This is a genomic window from Citrobacter sp. CFNIH10 (assembly GCF_002934585.1).
GTDB lineage: Bacteria > Pseudomonadota > Gammaproteobacteria > Enterobacterales > Enterobacteriaceae > Citrobacter_A > Citrobacter_A amalonaticus.
Genome location: NZ_CP026216.1, coordinates 330,907 through 355,874, shown reverse-complemented (window position 1 = coordinate 355,874; position 24,968 = coordinate 330,907). Strand labels below are relative to the sequence as shown.

The window sequence follows — 24,968 nt, the reverse complement described above, 5'->3', positions numbered from 1 at the left end:
GCGGCATAACATGACCCAGCATTCCCCTTATTCATCGGCGATGGCCGAACAACGTAATCAGGAGTGGCTTCGTTTTGTGGAGTTGCTCCGCCAGTCTTATGCAGAGGATCTGCACTTACCGCTGTTGCAACTGATGCTGACCCCGGATGAGCGCGAAGCGCTGGGGACGCGTGTACGCATTATCGAAGAGTTATTACGTGGCGAAATGAGCCAGCGCGAGCTTAAAAACGAGCTGGGCGCGGGGATTGCGACGATCACCCGCGGCTCTAACAGCCTGAAATCGGCGCCCGTCGAACTGCGGCAGTGGCTGGAAACCATATTGTTGAAAAACGCCTGAAAAGTGATTTCGTAGGCCTGATAAGCGTAGCGCCATCAGGCTTGCAACCGCACTATCGCCGGATGACAATTTCGTCTTATCCGGCTTACGAACTCAACGATAAATCGCGTTATGAAACGGGCTGAGCGCCAGAATCACGGCCTGGTGGTAAACGCTGGCGCGCGTCAGTTTCCCGGCGGTAAACACGCCAATCGCCCCTTCTTTTCGGCCAATCTTATCAATACCTGTGTAGTGTGACATTACCGGACCCAGCGCTTCACCCTCGCGCACTTTTTCAAGGATCACCGCAGGCAGCGGCAGCGTCGCAGAACGCGCTTCGCCACGCTGGGTGGCGTTTTCGACAACCACCCAACTGAAGGTCGCATCTTCATCAATACCCGCTTCGATGGCTACCCAGAAGTCGGCATCGGGGCGCGCACGACGGGCGTTTTCGACCCGATTCCGTGCGCCAGCACGCGTTTCAGGACTTCCGAAGGGTTGTTCCGGTACGCCGCTATCGACGTCCACAGACTCAATATGGCAGGATCCTTCACCGAAGATCTCGTTAAATGCCTGCAGAATTGCCTGAATTTTGGCGGGATTGGTGGTTGCTGAGACAACATGGTGCATAATTAAGCTCGATTTTATAAAAACTCTTTGCAGTATACGGAAAAATAGCATGTTACAGGTATACCTTGTTCGCCACGGTGAAACGCAGTGGAACGCCGAGCGACGCATTCAAGGCCAGTCCGACAGTCCGCTGACCGCTAAAGGTGAGCAACAAGCTATGCAGGTAGGTGACCGCGCGAAAAGTCTCGGCATCACCCACGTCATTAGTAGCGATTTGGGACGTACCCGCCGCACCGCTGAAATCATCGCCCAGACCTGTGGCTGTGATATCACCTTAGATGCTCGCCTGCGCGAGCTGCACATGGGCGTGCTGGAAAAACGTCATATTGATACCCTGACTGAAGAAGAAGAGAACTGGCGTCGTCAGTTAGTCAACGGCACCGTCGACGGACGTATTCCCGAAGGGGAGTCGATGCAGGAGTTAAGCGATCGCGTTCATGGCGCGCTCGCTGCGTGCCTGGATTTGCCGCAGGGGAGTCGTCCGCTGTTGGTCAGTCATGGCATTGCGCTGGGCTGTCTGGTCAGTACGATTCTGGGACTTCCTGCCTACGCTGAACGCCGCTTACGCCTGCGTAACTGCTCGATTTCGCGGGTAGATTATCAGGAAAGCCTGTGGCTGGCGCCGGGATGGGTGGTCGAAACGGCAGGGGACATCTCGCATCTGGACGCCCCTGCGTTGGATGAGCTACAGCGCTAACGGCGAATCGGAATCAGGAATTCGCAGCGCAGGTTAATGGGGCGGTCACCGGCTTTGGCATCTTCAGCCGGGTAGTACCGCTCGATATCCTGGCCCTTGCGGCGCGTCAGGTTCAGGAGCGGCATGCAGGTACCATAGACCGTCAGGATGAACTCCTGAACGCCCGTTCCCAGCCCTTCGTAAGTAAACATCACATACTCGCCGCCCTGCAACAGCACCGGCTGTGCCGACTGTACGTAGCCGTTGGCCTGATCCTGCGGCAGCGCGGTGGTGTAGAACACTTCCTGCTCGTCATCTTTTTCATGGCTGGGATGCGTTTCGTTCAGGCCATAGAGTACAGGCGGAATGGTTGGCGCGTGGCCGAGGAAATCGTGCCAGAACTGATAGCGCATTTCGTGGCGGAAATCGGAAATTTGCTCCAGCGAACAGGAGTAACTCTGGGTGACACCCAGCAGTTGCATATCTTCCAGAGTGACAAATTTATGCTCAGGCATGGCAAATTCGCCCAGACGCAGAGGCGGACGAATACCGAATGCGCTCCATTCCGGTGAACGACGATACAGTGCAGGCGTCTGGGAAAACTGTTTCTTAAAGGCGCGGGTGAACGTTTGTTGAGAGTCGAAGCGGTACTGCAGGGCAATATCCAGAATCGGGCGAGCCGTCAGGCGAAGCGCAACGGCAGATTTCGATAAGCGGCGTGCGCGGATATACGCGCCAATCGCATGACCCGTCACGTCCTTAAACATTCTCTGCAGATGCCACTTGGAATAACCCGCTTTTGCCGCCACATTGTCAAGCGACAGCGGCTGATCCAGATGACCTTCCAGCCAGATTAATAGGTCGCGAATAATGCCGGCCTGATCCATAAAATATCCTCATCCTTTCAACTACAAACACCTGACATCAGATTATTGGATAATAGCATTTTTTGTTGTTTTAGCATTCAGTGTTTTTTTTGCGCATTAATGCTTTTTTTGAATCTAATAAAACGTGATTATTGTAATCCTGTGATCTGTAAACAGTTTCTTTTACAATGCTGAATAATTGCGCAGCGTCATTTTAAAGAATGGTAACAATATGAAATACAAGAGTTTAGTTCTGTCCACTCTGTTGCTTATGCTGGCGCCGCTGGCATCTGCTGAGCAGATCGGTTCCGTCGATACGGTGTTTAAGATCTTTGGGCCGGATCATAAAATCGTCGTGGAGGCGTTTGACGACCCCGATGTTAAAAACGTGACCTGCTACGTCAGCCGTGCCAAAACCGGTGGCATTAAAGGCGGGTTGGGGCTGGCGGAAGATACTTCTGATGCCGCCATCTCCTGCCAGCAGGTAGGACCGGTAGAACTGAGCGACAGAATCAAGAACGGTAAAGCGCAGGGCGAAGTGGTCTTTAAGAAACGCACTTCGTTGGTCTTCAAATCATTACAGGTCGTGCGCTTCTATGATGCCAAACGCAACGCGCTGGCTTATCTGGCCTATTCCGACAAGGTGGTCGATGGGTCGCCGAAAAATGCCATTAGCGCGGTACCTATCATGCCGTGGCGCGAATAACAGGGAAGCATTATGCAGCAGGTGTCGGTCTGGCTGGTGGAAGATGAGCAGGGTATCGCGGATACCCTGATTTATATGCTCCAGCAGGAAGGGTTTAGCGTGGAAGCCTTTGAGCGCGGGTTGCCCGCGCTGGAGAAAGCACGTCATCAGTGTCCGGATGTAGCGATTCTCGATGTCGGGTTGCCGGATATCAGCGGTTTTGAGCTGTGCCGGCGATTGCTTGAGTACCATCCGGCGTTACCAATCCTCTTTCTGACGGCGCGCAGCGATGAGGTGGATCGCTTGCTGGGTCTGGAAATCGGTGCCGACGATTACGTCGCCAAACCGTTTTCACCGCGGGAAGTCTGCGCCAGAGTCCGCACGCTGCTACGTCGGGTGAAGAAGTTTTCCACGCCGTCGCCTGTTGTCAAAACCGGCCATTTTGAGCTGAATGAACCGGCGGCTGAAGTGGCCTGGTTTGGTACGCCCCTGTCACTCACGCGCTATGAATTTTTGCTGCTGAAAACGCTGCTGTTATCTCCAGGGCGTGTCTATTCGCGCCAGCAACTGATGGATATCGTCTGGGCCGATGCGCAGGATACATACGACCGGACGGTCGATACGCACATCAAAACGCTGCGCGCCAAACTGCGCGCGATCAACCCGACGCTTTCGCCGATCAACACGCATCGTGGGATGGGCTACAGCCTGAGGAGCCTCTGATGCGCATTGGCATGCGTTTGCTGTTGGGCTATTTCCTGATTGTCGCTGTTGCTGCGTGGTTTGTTCTTTCTATTTTTGTACAGGAGATTAAACCTGGCGTACGGCGCGCAACGGAAGGGACGCTGATCGATACTGCCACGCTGCTGGCGGCGCTGGCGCGTGACGATCTCCTGTCGGGTAACCCGGCGCATGGCCAACTGGCGCAGGCGTTTACGCAACTGCATAACCGTCCTTTTCGCGCCAACATCAGCGGAATCAATAAAGTCCGCAATGAGTACCATGTTTACATGACGGATGCGCAGGGCAAAGTGGTGTTTGATTCCGTCAATAAAGCGGTCGGGCAGGATTACTCTCGCTGGAACGATGTCTGGCTAACGCTGCGTGGACAGTATGGCGCGCGCAGTACGCCGCAGGATCCCGCCGATCCGGAAAGCTCGGTCATGTATGTTGCTGCGCCGGTTGTCGACAACGGAAAGATCATCGGCGTGCTCAGCGTGGGAAAACCCAATGCCGCGATGGCACCGGTGATTAAACGCAGCGAGCGCCGGATCCTTTGGGCCAGCGCGATTCTGCTTGGCATTGCGCTGGTGATTGGCGCCGGGATGGTCTGGTGGATAAACCGTTCGATTGCCCGCCTGACGCGCTATGCGGATTCCGTGACCGAAAACCAGCCGATGCCGCTGCCTGAACTGGGCAGCAGTGAGTTGCGCAAACTGGCGCAGGCGCTGGAGAGTATGCGTCTGAAGCTGGAAGGCAAAAATTACATTGAACAGTACGTATACGCGCTCACCCACGAGCTAAAGAGTCCGTTGGCGGCCATTCGCGGCGCGGCGGAAATTCTGCGGGAAAATCCGCCTCCGGACATTGTTAAGCGCTTTACCGACAATATTCTCAGCCAAAATGCGCGAATGCAGGCGCTGGTTGAAACCTTGCTGCGCCAGGCGCGACTGGAAAACCGTCAGGATATTGCCCTCTCCCCGGTTGCGGTCGATGCACTGTTTGCGCAAATCAGCGACGCGCGCACGATTCAACTGGCGACGAAGGCGATATCGCTGGAGATTGTCCCCTCGGCGTTAAGCGTCTCTGCGGAGCCGGCGCTGCTGGAACAGGCGTTGGGCAACTTGCTGGACAATGCCATTGATTTCACCCCGGCAGGCGGAGCGATCACCCTCAGCGCACAAGCGCATGCAGAGACGGTGACGCTGACGGTGACCGATACGGGTACAGGCATTCCTGATTTTGCCTTACCGCGGATATTTGACCGCTTTTACTCACTGCCGCGTGAGAATGGCCTCAAAAGCAGCGGTCTTGGACTGGCGTTCGTTCGCGAAGTGGCGCGACTGCTGAAGGGGAGTGCAGAATTACGTAACCGCCCAGAAGGCGGCGTCGAGGCCACGCTCACACTTCACCGTCACTTCACATAACTTCAAATTCCCCCCACATAGCGTGCGTACTCTGCGGGTATTGCATAAGGAGAACGCTATGTTGAAATCCCCCCTGTTCTGGAAAATCGTCACCTTAGGTGGCGCGATTGTGTTGCTGCTGATCCCCCTGATGATGGTCCGGCAGATTATTGTGGAACGTGCTGATTATCGTGATGCGGTGGAGGATGCGATTCGGCAGAGTACCAGCGGACCGCAAAAAATGGTCGGCCCGCTCATTGCCGTACCTGTGACCGAGTTATACACCGTGCTGGAAAACGAGAAAGAGGTGCAGCACAGGCGCAGTTTTATCCACTTCTGGCTGCCGGAGTCGTTGATGGTGGAGGGGAACCAGAACGTCGAACCGCGAAAAGTGGGCATCTACGAAGGGCAGGTCTGGCATACCGATGTTACCTTGAAAGCGGAGTTTGATGTTGCACGACTGAGTGAACTGAACCGGCCCAACATAACCCTTGGGAAACCGTTTATCGTGGTTGGCGTGGGTGATGCGCGAGGGATTGGCGTGGTGAAAGCACCGAAGGTGAATGGAATGGCGCTTGCTGTCGAACCGGGGACGGGGCTAACAGACCGCGGAGAAGGGCTCCACATTCCGCTTCCGGATGCGCAATGGGCGATGCGCGATGTGAACCTGGCGATGTCACTCAATTTAAGCGGAACCGGCGCTTTCTCGGTGGTTCCGGTAGGACGTAGCAGCCAAATGACGCTCACCAGCAACTGGCCGCATCCCAACTTTCTCGGCGATTTTCTACCCGACAAGCGCGAAATCAGCGAGTCAGGGTTTCAGGCACAGTGGCAAAGCAGTTGGTTTGCCACTAACCTGGGCGATCGGTTTGTGGATGCGCGAAAAGACGGGTGGTATAACCTGCCGTCGTTTAGCGTCGCGGTTGCCACTCCTGCCGATCAGTATCAACTGACGGATCGGGCGACGAAATATGCCATTTTGCTGATTACACTGACATTTATGGCTTTCTTTGTGTTCGAAACGTTGACGGGTAAAAAATTACACCCGATGCAGTATCTGCTGGTGGGGCTGTCGTTGGTGATGTTTTATTTGCTGTTGCTGGCGCTCTCAGAACATATTGGTTTCACCCTGGCATGGATTGTCGCAAGCCTGGTGGGCGCGCTGATGAACGGGGTTTATCTCCAGGCAGTGCTACAGGGCTGGCGTAGCAGCGTGGTTTTCACTCTGGCATTGTTAGCGCTGGATGGTGTGATGTGGGTACTGTTGCGCTCGGAAGACAGCGCGCTGCTGTTGGGGACGAGTGTGCTGCTGTTGGCGCTGGGGAGCGTGATGTTCCTGACGCGGCATCTTGACTGGTATGCATTCTCGCGTGCGAAACCGACACCAACACCAACGGCGCCGAAACCGTCCGCACCCGTGGACGATGCGCTACGCGTGTGGAAGTAAATTCAGCAAAAAGCAGATAAGAAAAACGGCGCATTGAGCGCCGTTTTTTTGACGGTGGTAACCCGATTAATCCTGCAGATCGCCACAAAAACGGTAACCTTCACCGTGAATAGTCGCGATAATTTCCGGCGTATCCGGCGTGGATTCGAAATGCTTACGAATGCGGCGGATGGTCACGTCAACGGTACGGTCATGGGGTTTCAGCTCACGACCAGTCATTTTCTTCAGCAGCTCAGCACGGGACTGGATCTTGCCTGGGTTCTCGCAGAAGTGAAGCATGGCACGGAACTCACTGCGCGGCAGTTTGTACTGTTCGCCATCAGGCCCGATCAGAGAACGGCTGTTGATGTCCAGTTCCCAACCGTTGAACTTGTAGCTTTCAACGCTACGACGTTCTTCGCTGACGGTACCCAGGTTCATGGTACGAGACAGAAGGTTGCGGGCACGGATAGTCAGTTCGCGCGGGTTAAACGGCTTGGTGATGTAATCGTCTGCACCGATTTCGAGGCCGAGGATTTTATCGACTTCGTTATCGCGGCCAGTCAGGAACATCAGCGCAACGTTAGCCTGCTCGCGCAGTTCACGCGCCAGCAGAAGACCGTTTTTGCCTGGCAAGTTGATATCCATGATCACCAGGTTGATGTCATATTCAGAGAGGATTTGATGCATTTCCGCGCCATCAGTCGCTTCGAATACATCATAGCCTTCCGCTTCGAAAATACTTTTTAACGTGTTGCGTGTTACCAACTCGTCTTCAACGATAAGAATGTGCGGGGTCTGCATGTTTGCTACCTAAATTGCCAACTAAATCGAAACAGGAAGTACAAAAGTCCCTGACCTGCCTGATGCATGTCGCAAATTAACATGATCGGCGTAACATGACTAAAGTACGTAATTGCGTTCTTGATGCACTTTCCATCAACGTCAACAACATCATTAGCTTGGTCGTGGGTAGTTTCCCTCTGGACCCGACAGTGTCAAAAACGGCTGTCATCCTAACCATTTTAACAGCAACATAACAGGCTAAGACGTACCGGACACCCAATAAAACTACGCTTCGTTGACATATATCAAGTTCAATTGTAGCACGTTAACAGTTTGATGAAATCATCGTATCTAAATGCTAGCTTTCATCACAAAATTGCAATAATCCAACTAGTTGCACAGGATAACTAATTAACACGGCGAATCCTATGAATGAGATTCATTTTAAATCAAATTATCTCTGATAAACAGAAGGATATACTGTTTCTGTTAACATAAAAAACATTAGTAAAGTAAGGAAACAGTTTAGCGCCTTTTATGAAAGGTGAAACGGTTTTCCACTGATTTTGGTTAAAATTTTGTAAATTCGCTCCGCGTAATATCTTGACATAGTTCACACAATTGCCCGCGGACAGGCATAAAGAGTAAAAAATGCGCATTACTATTATCCTCGTCGCTCCCGCCAGAGCGGAAAACATTGGTGCCGCGGCTCGCGCCATGAAAACCATGGGATTCACTCAGTTGCGTATCGTTGACAGTCAGGCGCATCTTGAACCCGCCACGCGCTGGGTGGCGCATGGCTCCAGCGATATTATTGATAATATTACTGTTTTTCCGACGCTTGCGGACGCGCTTGTCGATGTTGATTTTACCGTCGCCACCACGGCGCGCAGTCGAGCAAAATTTCACTACTACGCGACGCCGGCGGAACTGGTTCCGCTGCTGGAAGAAAAATCGGCCTGGATGAATCACGCCGCGCTGGTTTTTGGTCGTGAAGATTCCGGACTGACCAACGATGAACTGGCACTGGCGGATGTTCTGACCGGCGTGCCAATGGTTGCAGATTATCCTTCATTGAATCTGGGGCAGGCGGTGATGGTTTACTGCTATCAATTAACAAATTTAATGCAACAACCTGCTAAAGAAGTCGATTCATCTGATGAATTTCAGTTACAGGCATTACGCTCACGCATCATGAGCCTGTTGGCCACTCTGGAGGTTGCAGATGACAGCAAACTGGTCGACTGGCTGCAACAGCGTCTGGGGCAATTAGGGCAGCGAGACACGGCAATGTTGCACCGCCTGGTCCATGATATCGAAAAAAAAGTCACAAAATAATAATTTTACTTTAGTTATATTTATGGTGATAACTGCTGATTTCAAGAGGGGTTTTCTTGCGGGTTTGGTTGAAAATAAACCTTTCGCCAGCAGCTCATGAACAAGTTTCGTCAGGTGAGTAAATCAAATATTTATTGACTTAGCTCACCATATACTTTAACCAATATAGACATACAGCACAGACAGATTACCCGTCATACTTCGAGTTGCATCTGCGTTGGCGACTTTTGTTCACCCCAGTCACATCGTTTTCTATGCGCCAGGGGCTTCACGCAATTGCCGCCTTCCTGCAAGACGAATTATTTAGGGTAAATAATGACAGAGTACACAACATCCATGAAACGCATCAGCACCACCATTACCACAACCATCACCATTACCACAGGTAACGGTGCGGGCTGACGCGTACAGGAAACACAGAAAAAAGCCCGCACCTGAACAGTGCGGGCTTTTTTTTCGACCAAAGGTAACGAGGTAACAACCATGCGAGTGTTGAAGTTCGGCGGTACATCAGTGGCAAATGCAGAACGTTTTCTGCGGGTTGCCGATATTCTGGAAAGCAATGCCAGGCAGGGGCAGGTAGCGACCGTTCTTTCTGCCCCCGCTAAAATTACCAACCATCTGGTGGCGATGATTGAAAAAACCATCGGAGGTCAGGACGCATTACCCAATATCAGTGATGCCGAACGTATTTTTGCCGAACTTCTGACCGGACTCGCCGACGCCCAGCCGGGCTTTCCGCTGGCGCAGTTGAAAGTGTTTGTTGAGCAGGAATTTGCCCAAATCAAACATGTGCTGCATGGGATCAGCTTGCTAGGACAGTGTCCGGACAGCATTAACGCTGCGCTCATCTGCCGTGGCGAAAAGATGTCGATCGCCATCATGGCGGGGTTACTGGAAGCCCGCGGCCACCACGTTACCGTTATTGACCCGGTCGAAAAACTGCTGGCGGTGGGGCACTACCTCGAATCTACCGTCGATATCGCCGAATCGACTCGCCGCATCGCCGCCGGGCGTATACCCGCCGATCACATGGTGCTGATGGCCGGGTTCACCGCCGGTAATGAGAAGGGTGAACTGGTGGTGCTGGGGCGCAATGGCTCCGATTACTCCGCAGCGGTTCTGGCGGCCTGCTTACGCGCCGACTGTTGCGAGATCTGGACAGATGTCGACGGTGTATATACCTGTGACCCGCGCCAGGTACCTGACGCCAGGTTGCTGAAATCGATGTCTTATCAGGAAGCGATGGAGCTCTCCTATTTCGGCGCAAAAGTGCTTCACCCTCGTACCATTACCCCCATCGCGCAGTTCCAGATCCCTTGCCTCATCAAAAATACCGGTAACCCGCAGGCGGCAGGCACGCTGATCGGCGCCAGCCGCGATGAAGACGATCTGCCAGTGAAGGGGATTTCCAACCTTAATAATATGGCGATGTTCAACGTCTCCGGTCCTGGCATGAAAGGGATGGTGGGGATGGCGGCGCGCGTGTTTGCGGTGATGTCCCGTGCAGGCATTTCCGTGGTACTGATTACCCAGTCATCCTCTGAGTACAGCATCAGCTTCTGCGTGCCGCAGGCCGACTGCGCCCGCGCGCAGCGTGCCTTGCAGGATGAATTCTATCTCGAACTGAAAGAGGGCGTGCTGGAACCGCTGGCGGTCACTGAACGACTGGCGATTATCTCCGTCGTTGGGGATGGCATGCGTACACTGCGGGGTATTTCGGCGAAATTCTTTGCCGCACTGGCGCGCGCGAATATCAATATCGTGGCTATCGCGCAGGGCTCTTCCGAGCGTTCCATTTCGGTCGTGGTCAATAACGACGATGCCACGACGGGCGTACGCGTCACCCATCAGATGCTGTTCAATACCGATCAGGTAATTGAAGTGTTTGTCATTGGCGTTGGCGGGGTAGGCGGCGCGTTACTGGAGCAGCTTAAGCGCCAGCAAACCTGGCTGAAGAAAAAACATATCGATCTGCGCGTGTGCGGCGTGGCGAACTCGAGAGCGCTGTTGACCCATGTGCATGGCCTGAATCTGGAAAACTGGCAGGCTGAACTGGCTGAAGCGAAAGAGCCGTTCAATCTTGGTCGCTTAATCCGTCTGGTGAAGGAATATCACCTGCTGAACCCGGTGATTGTGGATTGTACATCCAGTCAGGCGGTGGCCGATCAATACGCGGACTTCCTGCGTGAAGGATTCCATGTGGTCACGCCGAACAAAAAGGCGAATACCTCGTCAATGGATTACTACCATCAGCTGCGCTTCGCTGCCGCGAAGTCACGGCGCAAATTCCTCTATGACACTAACGTGGGTGCCGGTCTGCCGGTGATCGAAAACCTGCAAAACCTGTTGAATGCGGGCGATGAATTGCTGAAGTTCTCCGGCATCCTGTCCGGTTCGCTGTCATTTATTTTCGGTAAGCTCGACGAGGGTATGAGTCTCTCTGAAGCGACTCGTATCGCGCGTGAAATGGGGTACACCGAACCCGATCCGCGTGACGATCTTTCGGGGATGGACGTGGCGCGTAAGCTGCTGATCCTCGCCCGTGAAACCGGGCGCGAGCTGGAACTGTCAGACATCGTCATTGAACCGGTGCTGCCGAAAGCGTTTGATGATTCAGGCGACGTTGAGGCGTTTATGGCGAATCTGCCGCAGCTTGACGATGCCTTTGCCGCTCGGGTGGCAAAAGCCCGTGATGAGGGCAAAGTATTGCGCTATGTTGGCAACATCGAAGAAGACGGCGTCTGTCGGGTGAAGATTTCTGAAGTGGACGGTAACGATCCGTTGTACAAAGTGAAAAACGGCGAAAACGCGCTGGCGTTCTACAGCCACTACTATCAGCCGCTGCCGCTGGTTCTGCGCGGTTATGGCGCGGGTAACGACGTCACGGCGGCAGGGGTGTTTGCTGACCTGCTGCGTACTCTCTCATGGAAGCTAGGAGTCTAACATGGTTAAAGTTTATGCCCCGGCTTCCAGTGCCAATATGAGCGTTGGATTTGATGTGCTTGGGGCGGCGGTGACGCCCGTTGATGGCTCACTGCTGGGCGACGTGGTGTCGGTTGAGGCGGCGGACAGTTTCAGCCTGAATAATCTGGGCCGCTTTGCCGACAAGCTACCGCCAGAACCGCGAGAAAATATTGTTTACCAGTGCTGGGAGCGTTTTTGTCAGGAACTGGGTAAGCAAATTCCGGTGGCGATGACCCTGGAAAAGAATATGCCGATCGGCTCCGGATTAGGTTCCAGCGCCTGCTCGGTGGTGGCGGCACTGGTCGCGATGAATGAGTACTGTGGCAAGCCGCTCAATGACACGCGTCTGCTGGCAATAATGGGCGAGCTGGAAGGGCGTATCTCCGGCAGCATTCACTACGATAACGTCGCGCCATGTTTTCTCGGTGGTATGCAGTTGATGATTGAAGAAAACGGCATTATCAGCCAGCAGGTGCCAGGCTTTGATGAGTGGCTGTGGGTACTGGCCTATCCTGGCATTAAAGTCTCCACGGCAGAAGCGCGGGCGATCCTGCCTGCGCAGTATCGTCGCCAGGATTGCATTGCCCACGGGCGTCACCTGGCCGGGTTTATTCACGCCTGCTATTCCCGTCAGCCTGGGCTTGCGGCGAAACTGATGAAGGATGTGATTGCCGAACCGTATCGCGAACGTCTGTTGCCTGGTTTTGCTCAGGCGCGTCAGGCCGTCGCGGAAATTGGCGCGCTGGCCAGCGGTATTTCCGGTTCAGGGCCGACGTTGTTTGCGCTCTGCGATAAAACGGAGACCGCGCAGCGTGTGGCGGACTGGCTGGGTAGTCACTACCTGCAAAATCAGGAAGGCTTTGTTCATATTTGCCGGCTGGACACGGCGGGCGCACGAGTACTGGGATAATTGATGAAACTCTACAATCTTAAAGATCACAACGAACAGGTTAGTTTTGCACAGGCCGTCACGCAGGGGCTGGGCAAGAATCAGGGGCTGTTTTTCCCGCACGATCTGCCGGAATTCAACCTGACAGAAGTGGATGAGATGCTGAACCAGGACTTCGTCAGCCGTAGCACAAAGATCCTCTCGGCGTTCATCGGCGATGAAATCCCGCAGGAGATCCTCGAAGAACGTGTGCGCGCAGCCTTTGCTTTCCCGGCGCCGGTTGCTCAGGTGGAAGGGGATGTCGGCTGTCTGGAGCTGTTCCATGGCCCGACGCTGGCGTTTAAAGATTTCGGTGGTCGTTTTATGGCGCAGATGTTAACCCACATCAGCGGCGATAAACCGGTGACCATTCTGACGGCAACCTCTGGTGATACCGGCGCGGCCGTGGCGCATGCGTTTTATGGTCTGCCGAACGTGCGCGTGGTGATCCTCTATCCGAACGGTAAAATCAGTCCGTTGCAGGAAAAACTGTTCTGCACGCTGGGCGGTAACATTGAAACTGTCGCCATCGATGGTGATTTTGATGCCTGCCAGGCGCTGGTCAAACAGGCGTTTGATGATGAAGAACTGAAAGTGGCGCTGGGGTTGAACTCGGCGAACTCCATCAACATCAGCCGCCTGCTGGCACAGATTTGCTACTACTTTGAAGCCGTTGCCCAATTGCCGCAGGAGGCGCGGAATCAGCTGGTGGTTTCTGTTCCAAGCGGTAACTTTGGCGACCTGACGGCGGGCCTGCTGGCGAAATCTCTCGGCCTGCCGGTGAAGCGTTTTATCGCAGCCACCAACGTTAACGACACAGTGCCACGCTTCCTGCAGGACGGGCAGTGGGCGCCAAAAGCGACCCAGGCGACGTTGTCTAACGCGATGGATGTGAGTCAGCCGAACAACTGGCCGCGCGTTGAGGAGTTGTTCCGCCGTAAAATCTGGCGTCTGAATGAGCTGGGTTATGCGGCTGTAGATGATGAAACCACACAGGAAACGATGCGCGAACTGAAAGCGAAGGGCTACACTTCTGAGCCTCATGCCGCCGTGGCCTACCGCGCCCTGCGTGATCAGCTCAATCCGGGCGAGTACGGTCTGTTCCTCGGCACTGCGCACCCGGCGAAGTTTAAAGAGAGCGTGGAAGCGATCCTCAATGAAACGCTGGATCTGCCGAAAGAACTGGCAGAACGTGCGGATCTACCGCTGCTTTCGCAACATCTGCCGGCGGATTTTGCCGCCCTGCGTAAGCTGATGATGACGCGCTAAACCGTCTGCCCGGTGGCGCTATCGCTTACCGGGCCTGTCAGGCGGTGGAGATGAGAAAGCCGGATAAGGCGTAGCCGCTATCCGGCGAAATGCGCATTACTGCTCGTGACGCTTAAACACCAGTTCGCCGTTGCCAGACGCGGCGTCATCAAAGAAGTAACCCTCGCTGTTAAAGCCGGTGAGCTGTTCAGGCTCCGTCAGGCGGTTTTCAATGATGTAGCGGCTCATCAGGCCGCGCGCCTTTTTGGCGTAGAAACTGATGACTTTGAACTTACCGTTTTTCTCGTCGAGGAAGACAGGTTTAATCAGCTCGGCATTCAGTTTCTTCGGTTTCACGGCGCGGAAGTATTCATCCGATGCCAGGTTAATCACCACCTGGTCGCCCTGTGCGGCGAGCGCTTCATTAAGCTTATCCGTGATGATATCGCCCCAGAACTGATACAGATCCTTCCCTTTGGCGTTCTCCAGACGGATACCCATTTCCAGACGATAAGGTTGCATCAGATCCAGCGGGCGCAGCACGCCATATAAACCTGAGAGCATACGCAAATGCTGCTGGGCAAAATCGAAATCGGCTTCACTGAAGTTTTCGGCCTGTAGTCCGGTATAGACATCGCCTTTGAAAGCCAGAATGGCCTGACGCGCGTTTTCTGGCGTGAAGTCCGGCTGCCAGTCATGAAAACGGGTGGCGTTTAGATCGGCGAGTTTGTCGCTGATGTTCATCAGCTTGCCGATTTGCGGGGCTGAAAGTTTACGCGCCACATGAATCAGTTGCTGCGAGTGATCCAGTAATTCAGGTAGCGTATGGCGCGTTGTTGCCAGCGGGCTCTGGTAGTCGAGTGTTTTTGCAGGTGAAATCAGAATCAGCATATCCAGTCCTTGCAGGAAATTTACTGCGACTGTAGCAAAAAACACGACTGAGTTGATCGATAGTTGCGATTAGTCTCGCGGTATGTCATCCCAGGCATCTGGTGCCAGTTGCTGTCCGATGTCCGGGTAACGCAGTGGATCAAAGACCGGGCGAACGCCGAGTTTACGCTGACGCAAGTAGTCGCTGGCCAGGGTACGCACCACCGGAGAGAGCAACAATATTGCCGTCAGGTTAGTGATCGCCATGCAGGCCATGATGATATCCGCCAGTTGCCACAGCAGCGGGAAGCTAAGCAAGGTGCCGACCACGACGGTTGAACAGGAGGTAATGCGTAAAGCCCAGATGAAGCGCTTATTGTCCAGCTTCAGAAAGTACAGATTGTTTTCCGCATAGATGTAGTTAACCACAATAGAGCTGAAGGCAAACAGAATCACAATGACTGCGACGAATGCCGCGCCCCACTCTCCGACCAGTGTATTCATCGCTTTCTGCACCAGTTGGATCCCTTCCATCGGCGCATAGGTGGCGTCGTTACCGGCCAGTAAAACCAACATTGCCGTTGCGCTACAGACGATCAGCGTATCGATAAAAATGCCGATCATCTGCACGATCCCCTGTGCCGCAGGGTGCGGCGGCCAGGATGCTGCTGCGGCAGCAGCGTTAGGCGTTGAGCCCATTCCGGCTTCATTGGAGAACATACTGCGTTGAAAACCGCTGGTGATCGCCTGACTCAGCGTATACCCCGCCACGCCGCCCGCCGCTTCTTGCCAGCCAAATGCGCTTTTGACGATAGAAATGATGATGTCCGGCAGTTGGTCGATGTTGATCAGACAAACCACCAGGCTGGTGACCACCCACATCAACGCCATCACAGGGACAAACCATTGCATCATCCGCGCCACGCCTTTGATCCCGCGGACGATAACCAACAGGGCGGCAATCGCCATGACAATACCGGTGGCAACCGGAGGGAAATCAAACGCGAATTTGAGAGCACGGGATACGGAGTTGGCCTGCACACTGTTGAACACCAGGCCGTAGGCGATCAGCAAAAAGATGGCGAATAACACGCCCATCCAGCGCATGCCTAAACCACGTGCCATATACCAGGCGGGGCCACCGCGAAACTGACCGTGGCGATCGCGTTCTTTGTAGAGTTGTGCGAGGGCACATTCAGCAAATGAGGTCGCCATCCCAATGATGGCGGCGATCCACATCCAGAACACCGCACCTGGTCCACCTGCGGTAATGGCCAGCGCCACACCCGCCAGGTTACCACTACCGATACGGGCGGCAAGGCCGGTGCAGAGTGACTGAAAAGAGGTTAATCCTCCCGGCTGCGGGTTAATGCTGTTTTTCAGACTTCTGCCAACCTGGCGGATATAGCGAAACTGGACGAAGCCTGTGCGCCAGGTAAACCAACACCCTGCTCCGAAGAGCAGGTAGATCATTACCGATCCCCAGAGCACATCATTAATGAACGTGAAAAAATCAGGCATTAACATCCCTCTTGTTGCTGCCGGTACGCTGTAACAACCCTGTGTAAGCGTTACCAATTGTCGAATAGTATATACGCTGCCGGACAATTGATAGCGGCCGAGTAGTATACATGAGGTTGTGTACCGGAATGGCGCGTCACATCAAGCCCGGACCAGAAATTGTCCGCAGATGCCCTCATGGGGATAAGCGCATTGTCTGCGGTTGCGCTGTCACAACGTCGTGTTATCATCAGGGCAGACCGGTTACATCCCCCTAACAAGCTGTTTAAAGAGAAACACTATCATGACGGACAAATTGACCTCCCTTCGTCAGTTCACCACCGTGGTGGCCGACACCGGAGACATCGCGGCAATGAAGCTGTATCAGCCGCAGGATGCCACAACCAACCCTTCTCTCATTCTTAACGCAGCGCAGATCCCGGAATACCGTAAGCTGATTGATGACGCCGTGACGTGGGCTAAGCAGCAGAGCAATGACCGCGCGCAGCAGATTGTTGACGCTACCGACAAACTGGCCGTAAACATCGGTCTGGAGATCCTGAAACTGGTCCCGGGTCGTATCTCCACGGAAGTGGATGCTCGCCTGTCTTATGACACCGATGCCTCTATCGCCAAAGCGAAACGCATCATCAAGCTGTATAACGACGCAGGCATCAGTAACGATCGCATTCTGATCAAACTGGCTTCAACCTGGCAGGGCATCCGCGCTGCTGAGCAGCTGGAAAAAGAAGGCATCAACTGTAACCTGACGCTGCTGTTCTCCTTTGCGCAGGCGCGAGCTTGTGCTGAAGCGGGCGTATTCCTGATCTCTCCGTTCGTGGGCCGTATTCTTGACTGGTATAAATCCAATACCGACAAGAAAGAGTATGCGCCGGCGGAAGATCCGGGCGTGGTTTCCGTAACGGAGATCTACGAATACTACAAACAGCACGGCTATGAGACCGTAGTGATGGGCGCAAGCTTCCGTAACATCGGTGAAATTCTTGAGCTGGCGGGCTGCGATCGCCTGACCATCGCACCGGCGCTGCTGAAAGAGCTGGCGGAAAGCGAAGGGGCTATCGAGCGTAAACTGTCCTTCTCTGGCGAAGTGAAAGCGCGTCCGGAACGCATCACCGAGTCTGAGTTCCTGTGGCAGCACAACCAGGATCCCATGGCGGTAGACAAGCTGGCGGACGGTATCCGTAAGTTTGCTGTTGACCAGGAAAAACTGGAAAAAATGATCGGCGACCTGCTGTAATCATTGATGCGTGACCGGTACGCCGGTCACGCTACCTCCTCTCAACCCTGTCTGTCCTTCCCTTCGCAGTGTATCATTCTGTTTAACGAGACTGTTTAAATGGAATAATCATGAACACCTTACGTATTGGCTTAGTTTCCATTTCTGACCGCGCCTCCAGCGGTGTCTATCAGGATAAAGGTATTCCGGCGCTGGAAGAGTGGCTATCGACGGCGCTGACCACCCCTTTTGAGGTGCAGACACGCTTGATTCCTGACGAGCAGGCCATCATCGAACAAACGCTGTGTGAGCTGGTGGACGAGATGAGTTGCCATCTGGTGCTGACCACCGGCGGCACCGGTCCTGCGCGTCGTGATGTGACGCCGGATGCGACCCTCGCGGTTGCCGATCGCCAGATGCCTGGTTTTGGCGAACAGATGCGGCAGATTAGCCTGCACTTTGTACCGACGGCGATCCTGTCGCGCCAGGTCGGGGTGATTCGCAAGCAGGCGTTAATCCTCAATTTACCGGGCCAGCCGAAATCCATTAAAGAGACTCTGGAAGGCGTGAAGGATGCCGAAGGGAATGTCGTTGTGGCGGGTATCTTCGCAAGTGTACCGTATTGTATACAGCTTCTCGATGGGCCGTATGTGGAAACCGCGCCGAAAATCGTAGCATCTTTTCGCCCGAAAAGCGCAAGACGTGAAATAAACGCCTGAAATTAGCCTTTTCGTAAGATAAGCGGCGGTGAAAGTGGCGTGTTGATTTGTTTACGATATAGTAAGTTTTACTTTACATGTATCATTGATAACAACGCTCCACTGACTTATGGTTCGCTATGTCACAACATACACGCCCCCTCAATCGCCAGGATTACAAAACGCTGACGCTGGCCGCCCTTGGCGGCGCGCTTGAGTTTTATGATTTTATTATCTTCGTCTTTTTCGCTGCAGTGGTAGGGGAGTTGTTTTTCCCCGCTGATATTCCCGAATGGCTACGTCAGGTTCAAACCTTTGGCATCTTCGCTGCCGGATATCTGGCGCGTCCGTTAGGCGGCATCATCATGGCGCACTTTGGCGATCTGGTCGGGCGCAAAAAGATGTTCACCCTGAGCATTTTGTTGATGGCGGTTCCCACGCTGGCGATTGGTCTGCTGCCAACGTACGCCTCTATGGGAATTATTGCGCCGCTATTGTTGCTGCTGATGCGTATTTTGCAGGGGGCGGCGATTGGCGGTGAAGTTCCGGGTGCATGGGTGTTTGTGGCCGAGCACGTTCCCGAACGTCGTATCGGCATTGCCTGCGGAACGCTAACGGCGGGTCTGACGGTGGGGATCCTGCTGGGTTCCGTAGTAGCCACTCAGGTGAATACCCTTTTAACGCAACAGGCCGTGCATGACTATGGCTGGCGAATTCCGTTCTTGTTGGGTGGGATTTTTGGGCTGGTGGCGATGTATTTACGCCGTTGGTTACAGGAAACGCCGATCTTTCTGGAGATGCAGCAGCGTAAGACGCTGGCGCAGGAACTGCCGGTGAAGTCGGTCGTCGTGAAACATCAGAAGGCAGTGGTGATCTCCATGCTTCTGACCTGGCTGCTCTCCGCAGGGATCGTGGTGGTGATTTTAATGTCGCCAGTCTGGCTGCAAAAGCAGTACGGACTAGCCCCAGCCCTGACGTTGCAGGCAAACAGCGTGGCGACCATTATGCTTTGCATGGGTTGCCTGTTGGCGGGCTTTATTGTCGACCGCGTTGGCGCCAGCAAAACCTTTATTGTTGGCAGCCTGTTATTGGCTTGTTCGAGCGGGTTGTTCTACCACCTGGCGGGCACACATCCGCAATATCTGTTCCTGCTTTATGGGCTGGTGGGGCTGTGTGTGGGAGTGGTGGGCGCTGTGCCATACGTGATGGTGCGCGCGTTTCCTGCGGAAGTCCGCTTTACCGGCATTTCATTTTCCTACAATGTTTCTTATGCCATTTTCGGTGGGCTGACGCCGATTGTCGTCACATTGCTGATGAGCGTCTCGCCGATGGCTCCAGGCTGGTATGTGCTGGCGTTGTCGCTGGTGGGATTGGGACTGGGAATTTGGTTGCGACAGGACATGTATTATCGCGATACGGAAATGCAGGCTGAGCTACAACAGCCGTAATAATGATCCCCCCTTAGCGGGGGGATACTGATGAATCAGTGTTTTTCACCAATCGGCAGAATGGTACGGCCAAACTGTTCGTTCAGCACTTCGCCCATCGCCAGGTAAATGGCGCTGGCGCCACACACTAAGCCAACCCAGCCGGCAAAGTGGATCACGGCTTCGTTACCCGCGATGTTACCCACAGCCAACAGAGCGAACAGAACCGTCAGGCTCAGGAACACGAACTGCAACATGCGTGCGCCCGTCAGCGTACCGAAGAACATAAACAGTGTGAATACGCCCCACAGGCCCAGGTAGGCGCCAAGGAACTGGGCATTCGGCGCTTCTGTCAGACCCATTTTCGGCATCAGCAGGATCGCGACCAGCGTAAGCCAGAACGAGCCGTAAGAGGTGAAAGCGGTCAAACCGAAGGTATTCCCTTTTTTGTATTCCAGCAGGCCAGCAAAAATTTGCGCGATACCGCCGTAGAAAATTCCCATCGCGAGAATAATACCGTCAAGAGCGAAGAAACCCGCGTTATGCAGGTTAAGCAGAATGGTGGTCATGCCGAAGCCCATCAGGCCCAGCGGTGCCGGGTTAGCCAACTTAGTGTTGCCCATAAATCCTCAAGATCATCATTAATTGAATGGTGAAATAGTTATCCCCGCTAAAACATGACGCCGTTCGGGGCGCGGCATAATAATCAGGAGAGAAGGGGCTGTCTATGATCTCATCGGGGGAAAAGAGTGAATTTCTGCCGTGATCGCCATCACACATCATCCAGGCGATTTATTTCAACAAAAGCAAAAATTTTTTTCATTCCCCCCTTGATGAAGTGGGTTACGACCCCACTTAGTAGTCAACCGCAGTGGTGAGTCTGAAAAAAAACGAATCAGGGTAGTTGAAACCGCACGTTTCGCCCTTATTACAGACTCACAACCACATGTTGACCGAATTTTTAGTGGAGACGTTTAGATGGGTAAAATTATTGGTATCGACCTGGGTACTACCAACTCTTGTGTAGCGATTATGGACGGCACTACTGCACGTGTGCTGGAGAACGCCGAGGGCGATCGCACCACGCCTTCTATCATTGCTTATACCCAGGATGGTGAAACTCTGGTTGGTCAGCCGGCTAAACGTCAGGCAGTGACAAACCCGCAAAACACCCTGTTTGCGATTAAACGCCTGATTGGCCGCCGCTTCCAGGACGAAGAAGTTCAACGTGATGTTTCCATCATGCCGTACAAAATCATTGGCGCCGACAACGGCGACGCATGGCTGGATGTGAAAGGTCAGAAAATGGCACCGCCGCAGATCTCGGCTGAAGTGTTGAAGAAAATGAAGAAAACGGCTGAAGATTACCTGGGTGAACCGGTAACGGAAGCGGTTATCACTGTACCTGCTTACTTTAACGATGCTCAGCGTCAGGCAACCAAAGACGCCGGTCGTATCGCAGGTCTGGAAGTGAAACGTATCATCAACGAACCGACTGCCGCTGCGCTGGCATACGGTCTGGATAAAGAAGTCGGTAACCGTACTATCGCGGTTTACGACCTCGGTGGTGGTACTTTCGATATCTCTATTATCGAAATCGACGAAGTTGACGGCGAAAAAACCTTCGAAGTTCTGGCAACCAACGGTGATACCCACCTGGGTGGTGAAGACTTCGACAGCCGTATGATCAACTATCTGGTTGAAGAATTTAAGAAAGATCAGGGCATTGACCTGCGTAACGATCCGCTGGCCATGCAGCGCCTGAAAGAAGCGGCAGAAAAAGCGAAAATTGAGCTTTCTTCTGCGCAGCAGACCGACGTGAACCTGCCGTACATCACTGCAGATGCCACCGGTCCGAAACACATGAATATCAAAGTGACTCGCGCGAAACTGGAAAGCCTGGTCGAAGATCTGGTGAACCGTTCCATCGAGCCGCTGAAAGTCGCTCTGCAGGACGCTGGCCTGTCCGTATCTGATATCAACGACGTTATCCTCGTGGGTGGTCAGACGCGTATGCCAATGGTGCAGAAGAAAGTGGCTGAGTTCTTTGGTAAAGAACCGCGTAAAGACGTGAACCCGGACGAAGCCGTGGCGATCGGTGCTGCCGTTCAGGGTGGTGTATTGACCGGTGATGTGAAAGACGTACTGCTGCTGGACGTTACCCCGCTGTCTCTGGGTATCGAAACCATGGGTGGTGTGATGACGGCGCTAATCTCCAAAAACACCACTATCCCGACCAAGCACAGCCAGGTGTTCTCTACTGCGGAAGACAACCAGTCTGCGGTAACCATCCATGTGCTGCAGGGTGAACGTAAACGTGCGTCTGATAACAAATCTCTGGGTCAGTTCAACCTGGATGGGATCAACCCGGCACCGCGCGGCATGCCGCAGATCGAAGTGACCTTCGATATCGATGCTGACGGTATCCTGCACGTTTCCGCGAAAGACAAAAACAGCGGTAAAGAGCAGAAGATCACCATCAAGGCGTCTTCTGGCCTGAATGAAGAAGAAATTCAGAAAATGGTTCGCGAAGCGGAAGCGAACGCCGAGTCTGACCGTAAGTTCGAAGAGCTGGTTCAGACCCGCAACCAGGGTGACCATCTGTTGCACAGCACTCGCAAGCAGGTTGAGGAAGCCGGCGAACAACTGCCAGCTGACGACAAAACCGCTATCGAGTCTGCACTGAGCGCACTGGAAACGGCGCTGAAAGGTGAAGACAAAGCGGCTATCGAAGCGAAGATGCAGGAGCTGGCGCAGGTTTCCCAGAAACTGATGGAAATCGCTCAACAGCAGCACGCACAGCAGCAGGCAGGTTCCGCTGACGCTTCCACAAACAACGCGAAAGATGATGATGTTGTCGACGCTGAGTTTGAAGAAGTGAAAGACAAAAAATAATCGCCCTTTGAACGGGTAATTACTGGCACGGGCGAAGAGGTTTCCTCTCCGCCCGTGCACGCATGTTAAGGGCAGATAAAAAGAGATGGCTAAGCAAGACTATTACGAGATTTTAGGCGTTTCCAAATCAGCGGAAGAGCGTGAAATCAAAAAGGCCTACAAGCGCCTGGCCATGAAATTTCACCCAGACCGTAATCAGGGTGATAAAGAGGCCGAAGCCAAGTTTAAAGAGATCAAAGAAGCGTATGAAGTCCTGACCGACTCGCAAAAACGCGCCGCTTACGACCAGTACGGACATGCTGCGTTTGAGCAAGGCGGTATGGGTGGCGGCGGTGGTTTTGGCGGCGGCGCTGACTTCAGCGATATCTTTGGTGACGTTTTTGGCGATATCTTTGGCGGTGGTCGGGGTCGTCAACGTGCTGCGCGTGGGGCCGATTTACGTTACAACATGGATCTCACCCTGGAAGAAGCCGTACGTGGCGTGACCAAAGAGATCCGCATTCCGACGCTGGAAGAGTGTGATGTTTGCCACGGCAGTGGCGCGAAAGCGGGGACTCAGCCGCAGACCTGTCCGACCTGTCATGGTTCCGGTCAGGTGCAGATGCGCCAGGGGTTCTTCGCGGTTCAGCAAACCTGTCCGCACTGTCAGGGACGCGGTACGCTGATCAAAGATCCGTGCAACAAGTGCCACGGCCATGGTCGCGTCGAGAAGAGCAAAACGCTGTCGGTTAAAATCCCGGCTGGCGTGGATACCGGCGACCGCATTCGTCTTTCAGGCGAAGGTGAAGCTGGCGAGCACGGCGCACCGGCAGGGGACCTGTACGTTCAGGTTCAGGTGAAACAGCACCCGATCTTCGAACGTGAAGGTAACAACCTGTACTGTGAAGTGCCAATTAACTTTGCGATGGCTGCACTTGGCGGTGAGATTGAAGTTCCGACGCTGGATGGCCGCGTGAAGCTGAAAGTGCCCAGCGAAACGCAGACCGGAAAACTGTTCCGCATGCGTGGCAAAGGCGTGAAGTCAGTCCGTGGTGGCGCGCAGGGCGATTTGTTGTGCCGCGTCGTGGTCGAAACACCGGTCGGTCTGAACGAGAAGCAGAAACAACTGCTGAAAGACCTGCAGGAAAGCTTTGGCGGCCCAACCGGCGAAAATAACAGCCCGCGCTCCAAGAGTTTCTTTGACGGTGTGAAAAAGTTCTTTGACGATTTGACCCGCTAATCACTGGCTAACGACGTTCTCATTGAGTAAAAACCGGTATTCCCTGTGAGGGGATACCGGTTTTTTATTATCTGGACCCCACTGTTTGTTTATAAAAATGAATGTGATTTTTATAACAAGCTGAATAAACAGGTATACGGCACCAGAATAAAATAATAGATGAGTCTTTATTAAAAGTGATGGACTTAGTATCTCTAAAACAACATTTTTTGACACCTTGTTTTTGGCAGGCTTTAACATCTTCTGATGTGAGATTTACATCACTCTTCTTCGATTCTGTTCAGTTAGTATTTGTCGCCGTAGTAAAGGGGTTTTACTGCGGAATAAAATATAGCTATGAGGAATAGATTAAATGCCTCGGATAAAAAACGTATTATTAACCAGTCTGGTGCTGGCTGCGCCTTCTCTTTTTAGCCACTGCGCGCAGGCGCTGGAATATAAAAATGCGTTCGGTTCAATTAATGCGGGTTATGCTGACTGGAATAGCGGGTTTGTCAATGTTCATCGTGGCGAAGTCTGGAAAGCGACAGCAGATTTCGGTATCAATTTTAAAGAGGCTGAGTTTTATTCATTTTATGAAAGCAATGTCTTAAATCACTCTGTTGCCGGGCGTAACCATACGGTATCAGCCATGACCCATGTCCGCCTGTTTGATTCCAACTATACCTTCTTCGGCAAACTTTATGGTCAGTGGGAAAACACCTGGGGCGATGACCTTGATATGTTTTATGGCCTGGGCTATCTCGGCTGGACAGGTAATTGGGGGTTCTTTAAACCGTATATTGGATTACATAATCAATCTGGCGATTATGTTTCGCAGAAATACGGGCAAACCAGTGGCTGGAACGGTTATGTGCTGGGATGGACTGCGGCCTATAATTTTACGCTTCTTGAGGAGAAATTCGTTCTCTCAAACTGGAATGAAATTGAATTCGATCGCAATAACGCTTACGCGGAACAGCAATATGGTGACTATGGCATTAATGGCGGTCTGACGCTGGCATGGAAATTCTATCCCTGCTGGAAGGCGACGGTCACCTGGCGTTATTTCGAAAATAAATTAGGTTACGACGGTTTCGGTGACCAGATGATTTATATGGTCGGATATGAATTTTAATAAAAGGCAAAGG

General features: G+C 53.3%; 24 protein-coding genes and 1 other annotated feature. Of the genes, 18 read left to right on the top strand and 6 right to left on the bottom strand.

The window, feature by feature from the left end; all coding sequences use genetic code 11:
• Nucleotides 1–10: 10 nt before the first annotated feature.
• Complete coding sequence (gene trpR, locus C2U53_RS04955; protein ID WP_042998029.1) at nucleotides 11–337, top strand: trp operon repressor; 327 nt, start codon at nucleotides 11–13, stop codon at nucleotides 335–337.
• Between the two features lie 93 nt (nucleotides 338–430).
• Here trpR and yjjX read toward each other — a convergent pair whose 3' ends face one another.
• Nucleotides 431–946: an inosine/xanthosine triphosphatase gene (gene yjjX, locus C2U53_RS04950; RefSeq protein WP_042998028.1), complete on the bottom strand. Its 516-nt coding sequence runs from the start codon at nucleotides 944–946 to the stop codon at nucleotides 431–433.
• Between the two features lie 49 nt (nucleotides 947–995).
• On the opposite strand from yjjX, the gene gpmB reads away from it, so the two are divergent.
• Nucleotides 996–1,643 (top strand): 2,3-diphosphoglycerate-dependent phosphoglycerate mutase GpmB, encoded by a 648-nt coding sequence (gene gpmB, locus C2U53_RS04945; RefSeq protein ID WP_042998027.1) that lies wholly within the window; start codon nucleotides 996–998, stop codon nucleotides 1,641–1,643.
• On the opposite strand, the gene robA is transcribed toward gpmB, so the two are convergent.
• Complete coding sequence (gene robA, locus C2U53_RS04940) at nucleotides 1,640–2,509, bottom strand: MDR efflux pump AcrAB transcriptional activator RobA (protein WP_044255635.1); 870 nt, start codon at nucleotides 2,507–2,509, stop codon at nucleotides 1,640–1,642. The two genes, gpmB and robA, sit on opposite strands and share 4 nt — an antisense overlap.
• Before the next feature lie 211 nt (nucleotides 2,510–2,720).
• Here robA and creA point away from each other — a divergent pair, with 211 nt between their 5' ends.
• From creA to creD, 4 genes are read left to right on the top strand one after another with little or no spacing between them, the layout of a single operon-like run.
• Nucleotides 2,721–3,194: a protein CreA gene (gene creA, locus C2U53_RS04935; protein WP_042998025.1), complete on the top strand. Its 474-nt coding sequence runs from the start codon at nucleotides 2,721–2,723 to the stop codon at nucleotides 3,192–3,194.
• Between the two features lie 12 nt (nucleotides 3,195–3,206).
• The gene (gene creB / locus C2U53_RS04930; RefSeq protein ID WP_042998024.1) at nucleotides 3,207–3,896 is read left to right on the top strand and encodes a two-component system response regulator CreB; all 690 of its coding nucleotides are present in this window, start codon (nucleotides 3,207–3,209) and stop codon (nucleotides 3,894–3,896) included.
• The gene (creC, locus tag C2U53_RS04925) at nucleotides 3,896–5,320 is read left to right on the top strand and encodes a two-component system sensor histidine kinase CreC (protein ID WP_042998023.1); all 1,425 of its coding nucleotides are present in this window, start codon (nucleotides 3,896–3,898) and stop codon (nucleotides 5,318–5,320) included. Before creB ends, creC begins: the two co-directional genes overlap by 1 nt.
• A gap of 58 nt (nucleotides 5,321–5,378) precedes the next feature.
• Entirely contained in the window at nucleotides 5,379–6,746 is a 1,368-nt protein-coding gene (creD, locus tag C2U53_RS04920) for a cell envelope integrity protein CreD (RefSeq protein WP_042998022.1), read from the top strand.
• Between the two features lie 66 nt (nucleotides 6,747–6,812).
• On the opposite strand, the gene arcA is transcribed toward creD, so the two are convergent.
• Nucleotides 6,813–7,529, bottom strand: coding sequence for a two-component system response regulator ArcA (arcA, locus tag C2U53_RS04915; protein ID WP_001194359.1), 717 nt, complete (start codon nucleotides 7,527–7,529; stop codon nucleotides 6,813–6,815).
• A gap of 95 nt (nucleotides 7,530–7,624) precedes the next feature.
• Here arcA and yjjY point away from each other — a divergent pair, with 95 nt between their 5' ends.
• The 6 genes from yjjY (at nucleotide 7,625) to thrC (ending at nucleotide 14,013) form a co-directional block, all read left to right on the top strand.
• Entirely contained in the window at nucleotides 7,625–7,765 is a 141-nt protein-coding gene (gene yjjY, locus C2U53_RS04910; protein WP_042998021.1) for a protein YjjY, read from the top strand.
• A 397-nt stretch (nucleotides 7,766–8,162) separates the two neighbouring features.
• Nucleotides 8,163–8,849: a tRNA/rRNA methyltransferase gene (locus C2U53_RS04905; RefSeq protein WP_042998020.1), complete on the top strand. Its 687-nt coding sequence runs from the start codon at nucleotides 8,163–8,165 to the stop codon at nucleotides 8,847–8,849.
• A gap of 336 nt (nucleotides 8,850–9,185) precedes the next feature.
• A complete protein-coding gene (gene thrL / locus C2U53_RS04900) occupies nucleotides 9,186–9,251 on the top strand; it encodes a thr operon leader peptide (protein ID WP_001386572.1) in 66 nt (21 codons plus the stop codon).
• Nucleotides 9,187–9,307, top strand: a sequence feature (Thr leader region). Its footprint overlaps the gene before it by 65 nt.
• A gap of 25 nt (nucleotides 9,308–9,332) precedes the next feature.
• Nucleotides 9,333–11,795: a bifunctional aspartate kinase/homoserine dehydrogenase I gene (gene thrA / locus C2U53_RS04895; protein ID WP_042998019.1), complete on the top strand. Its 2,463-nt coding sequence runs from the start codon at nucleotides 9,333–9,335 to the stop codon at nucleotides 11,793–11,795.
• 1 nt (nucleotide 11,796) lies between these two features.
• On the top strand, nucleotides 11,797–12,726 hold the full coding sequence (thrB, locus tag C2U53_RS04890; protein ID WP_042998018.1) for a homoserine kinase: 930 nt from the start codon (nucleotides 11,797–11,799) through the stop codon (nucleotides 12,724–12,726).
• A 3-nt stretch (nucleotides 12,727–12,729) separates the two neighbouring features.
• The gene (gene thrC, locus C2U53_RS04885) at nucleotides 12,730–14,013 is read left to right on the top strand and encodes a threonine synthase (protein WP_042998017.1); all 1,284 of its coding nucleotides are present in this window, start codon (nucleotides 12,730–12,732) and stop codon (nucleotides 14,011–14,013) included.
• Nucleotides 14,014–14,109: 96 nt separating this feature from the next.
• Here the strand turns inward: thrC and yaaA are convergent, their stop codons facing one another.
• Both yaaA and C2U53_RS04875 read right to left on the bottom strand, forming a co-directional pair.
• Complete coding sequence (gene yaaA, locus C2U53_RS04880; RefSeq protein ID WP_042998016.1) at nucleotides 14,110–14,883, bottom strand: peroxide stress protein YaaA; 774 nt, start codon at nucleotides 14,881–14,883, stop codon at nucleotides 14,110–14,112.
• 69 nt (nucleotides 14,884–14,952) lie between these two features.
• The gene (locus C2U53_RS04875) at nucleotides 14,953–16,383 is read right to left on the bottom strand and encodes a sodium:alanine symporter family protein (RefSeq protein WP_042998015.1); all 1,431 of its coding nucleotides are present in this window, start codon (nucleotides 16,381–16,383) and stop codon (nucleotides 14,953–14,955) included.
• 283 nt (nucleotides 16,384–16,666) lie between these two features.
• On the opposite strand from C2U53_RS04875, the gene tal reads away from it, so the two are divergent.
• From tal to C2U53_RS04860, 3 genes are all read left to right on the top strand, one after another.
• Nucleotides 16,667–17,620, top strand: a complete 954-nt coding sequence (gene tal, locus C2U53_RS04870) for a transaldolase (RefSeq protein ID WP_042998014.1) — start codon at nucleotides 16,667–16,669, stop codon at nucleotides 17,618–17,620.
• Nucleotides 17,621–17,730: 110 nt separating this feature from the next.
• On the top strand, nucleotides 17,731–18,318 hold the full coding sequence (gene mog / locus C2U53_RS04865; protein WP_099433614.1) for a molybdopterin adenylyltransferase: 588 nt from the start codon (nucleotides 17,731–17,733) through the stop codon (nucleotides 18,316–18,318).
• Nucleotides 18,319–18,437: 119 nt separating this feature from the next.
• A complete protein-coding gene (locus C2U53_RS04860) occupies nucleotides 18,438–19,745 on the top strand; it encodes an MFS transporter (RefSeq protein ID WP_044255624.1) in 1,308 nt (435 codons plus the stop codon).
• Nucleotides 19,746–19,780: 35 nt separating this feature from the next.
• On the opposite strand, the gene satP is transcribed toward C2U53_RS04860, so the two are convergent.
• Entirely contained in the window at nucleotides 19,781–20,347 is a 567-nt protein-coding gene (gene satP / locus C2U53_RS04855) for an acetate uptake transporter (RefSeq protein ID WP_042998011.1), read from the bottom strand.
• A 355-nt stretch (nucleotides 20,348–20,702) separates the two neighbouring features.
• Between satP and dnaK the strand changes: the two genes are divergently transcribed.
• From dnaK to C2U53_RS04835, 3 genes are all read left to right on the top strand, one after another.
• Nucleotides 20,703–22,619, top strand: coding sequence for a molecular chaperone DnaK (gene dnaK / locus C2U53_RS04850; RefSeq protein WP_042998010.1), 1,917 nt, complete (start codon nucleotides 20,703–20,705; stop codon nucleotides 22,617–22,619).
• An 85-nt stretch (nucleotides 22,620–22,704) separates the two neighbouring features.
• Nucleotides 22,705–23,838, top strand: coding sequence for a molecular chaperone DnaJ (dnaJ, locus tag C2U53_RS04845; protein ID WP_042998009.1), 1,134 nt, complete (start codon nucleotides 22,705–22,707; stop codon nucleotides 23,836–23,838).
• Between the two features lie 352 nt (nucleotides 23,839–24,190).
• Nucleotides 24,191–24,955 (top strand): outer membrane protein OmpK, encoded by a 765-nt coding sequence (locus tag C2U53_RS04835; RefSeq protein WP_044267360.1) that lies wholly within the window; start codon nucleotides 24,191–24,193, stop codon nucleotides 24,953–24,955.
• Nucleotides 24,956–24,968 lie beyond the last annotated feature (13 nt).

Bases quoted from the DNA above. Each gene is read 5' to 3' on its own strand.
- trpR (WP_042998029.1), top strand. From the start codon at position 11: ATGACCCAGCATTCCCCTTATTCATCGGCGATGGCCGAACAACGTAAT.
- yjjX (WP_042998028.1), bottom strand. From the start codon at position 946: ATGCACCATGTTGTCTCAGCAACCACCAATCCCGCCAAAATTCAGGCA.
- gpmB (WP_042998027.1), top strand. From the start codon at position 996: ATGTTACAGGTATACCTTGTTCGCCACGGTGAAACGCAGTGGAACGCC.
- robA (WP_044255635.1), bottom strand. From the start codon at position 2,509: ATGGATCAGGCCGGCATTATTCGCGACCTATTAATCTGGCTGGAAGGT.
- creA (WP_042998025.1), top strand. From the start codon at position 2,721: ATGAAATACAAGAGTTTAGTTCTGTCCACTCTGTTGCTTATGCTGGCG.
- creB (WP_042998024.1), top strand. From the start codon at position 3,207: ATGCAGCAGGTGTCGGTCTGGCTGGTGGAAGATGAGCAGGGTATCGCG.
- creC (WP_042998023.1), top strand. From the start codon at position 3,896: ATGCGCATTGGCATGCGTTTGCTGTTGGGCTATTTCCTGATTGTCGCT.
- creD (WP_042998022.1), top strand. From the start codon at position 5,379: ATGTTGAAATCCCCCCTGTTCTGGAAAATCGTCACCTTAGGTGGCGCG.
- arcA (WP_001194359.1), bottom strand. From the start codon at position 7,529: ATGCAGACCCCGCACATTCTTATCGTTGAAGACGAGTTGGTAACACGC.
- yjjY (WP_042998021.1), top strand. From the start codon at position 7,625: ATGACTAAAGTACGTAATTGCGTTCTTGATGCACTTTCCATCAACGTC.
- C2U53_RS04905 (WP_042998020.1), top strand. From the start codon at position 8,163: ATGCGCATTACTATTATCCTCGTCGCTCCCGCCAGAGCGGAAAACATT.
- thrA (WP_042998019.1), top strand. From the start codon at position 9,333: ATGCGAGTGTTGAAGTTCGGCGGTACATCAGTGGCAAATGCAGAACGT.
- thrB (WP_042998018.1), top strand. From the start codon at position 11,797: ATGGTTAAAGTTTATGCCCCGGCTTCCAGTGCCAATATGAGCGTTGGA.
- thrC (WP_042998017.1), top strand. From the start codon at position 12,730: ATGAAACTCTACAATCTTAAAGATCACAACGAACAGGTTAGTTTTGCA.
- yaaA (WP_042998016.1), bottom strand. From the start codon at position 14,883: ATGCTGATTCTGATTTCACCTGCAAAAACACTCGACTACCAGAGCCCG.
- C2U53_RS04875 (WP_042998015.1), bottom strand. From the start codon at position 16,383: ATGCCTGATTTTTTCACGTTCATTAATGATGTGCTCTGGGGATCGGTA.
- tal (WP_042998014.1), top strand. From the start codon at position 16,667: ATGACGGACAAATTGACCTCCCTTCGTCAGTTCACCACCGTGGTGGCC.
- mog (WP_099433614.1), top strand. From the start codon at position 17,731: ATGAACACCTTACGTATTGGCTTAGTTTCCATTTCTGACCGCGCCTCC.
- C2U53_RS04860 (WP_044255624.1), top strand. From the start codon at position 18,438: ATGTCACAACATACACGCCCCCTCAATCGCCAGGATTACAAAACGCTG.
- satP (WP_042998011.1), bottom strand. From the start codon at position 20,347: ATGGGCAACACTAAGTTGGCTAACCCGGCACCGCTGGGCCTGATGGGC.
- dnaK (WP_042998010.1), top strand. From the start codon at position 20,703: ATGGGTAAAATTATTGGTATCGACCTGGGTACTACCAACTCTTGTGTA.
- dnaJ (WP_042998009.1), top strand. From the start codon at position 22,705: ATGGCTAAGCAAGACTATTACGAGATTTTAGGCGTTTCCAAATCAGCG.
- C2U53_RS04835 (WP_044267360.1), top strand. From the start codon at position 24,191: ATGCCTCGGATAAAAAACGTATTATTAACCAGTCTGGTGCTGGCTGCG.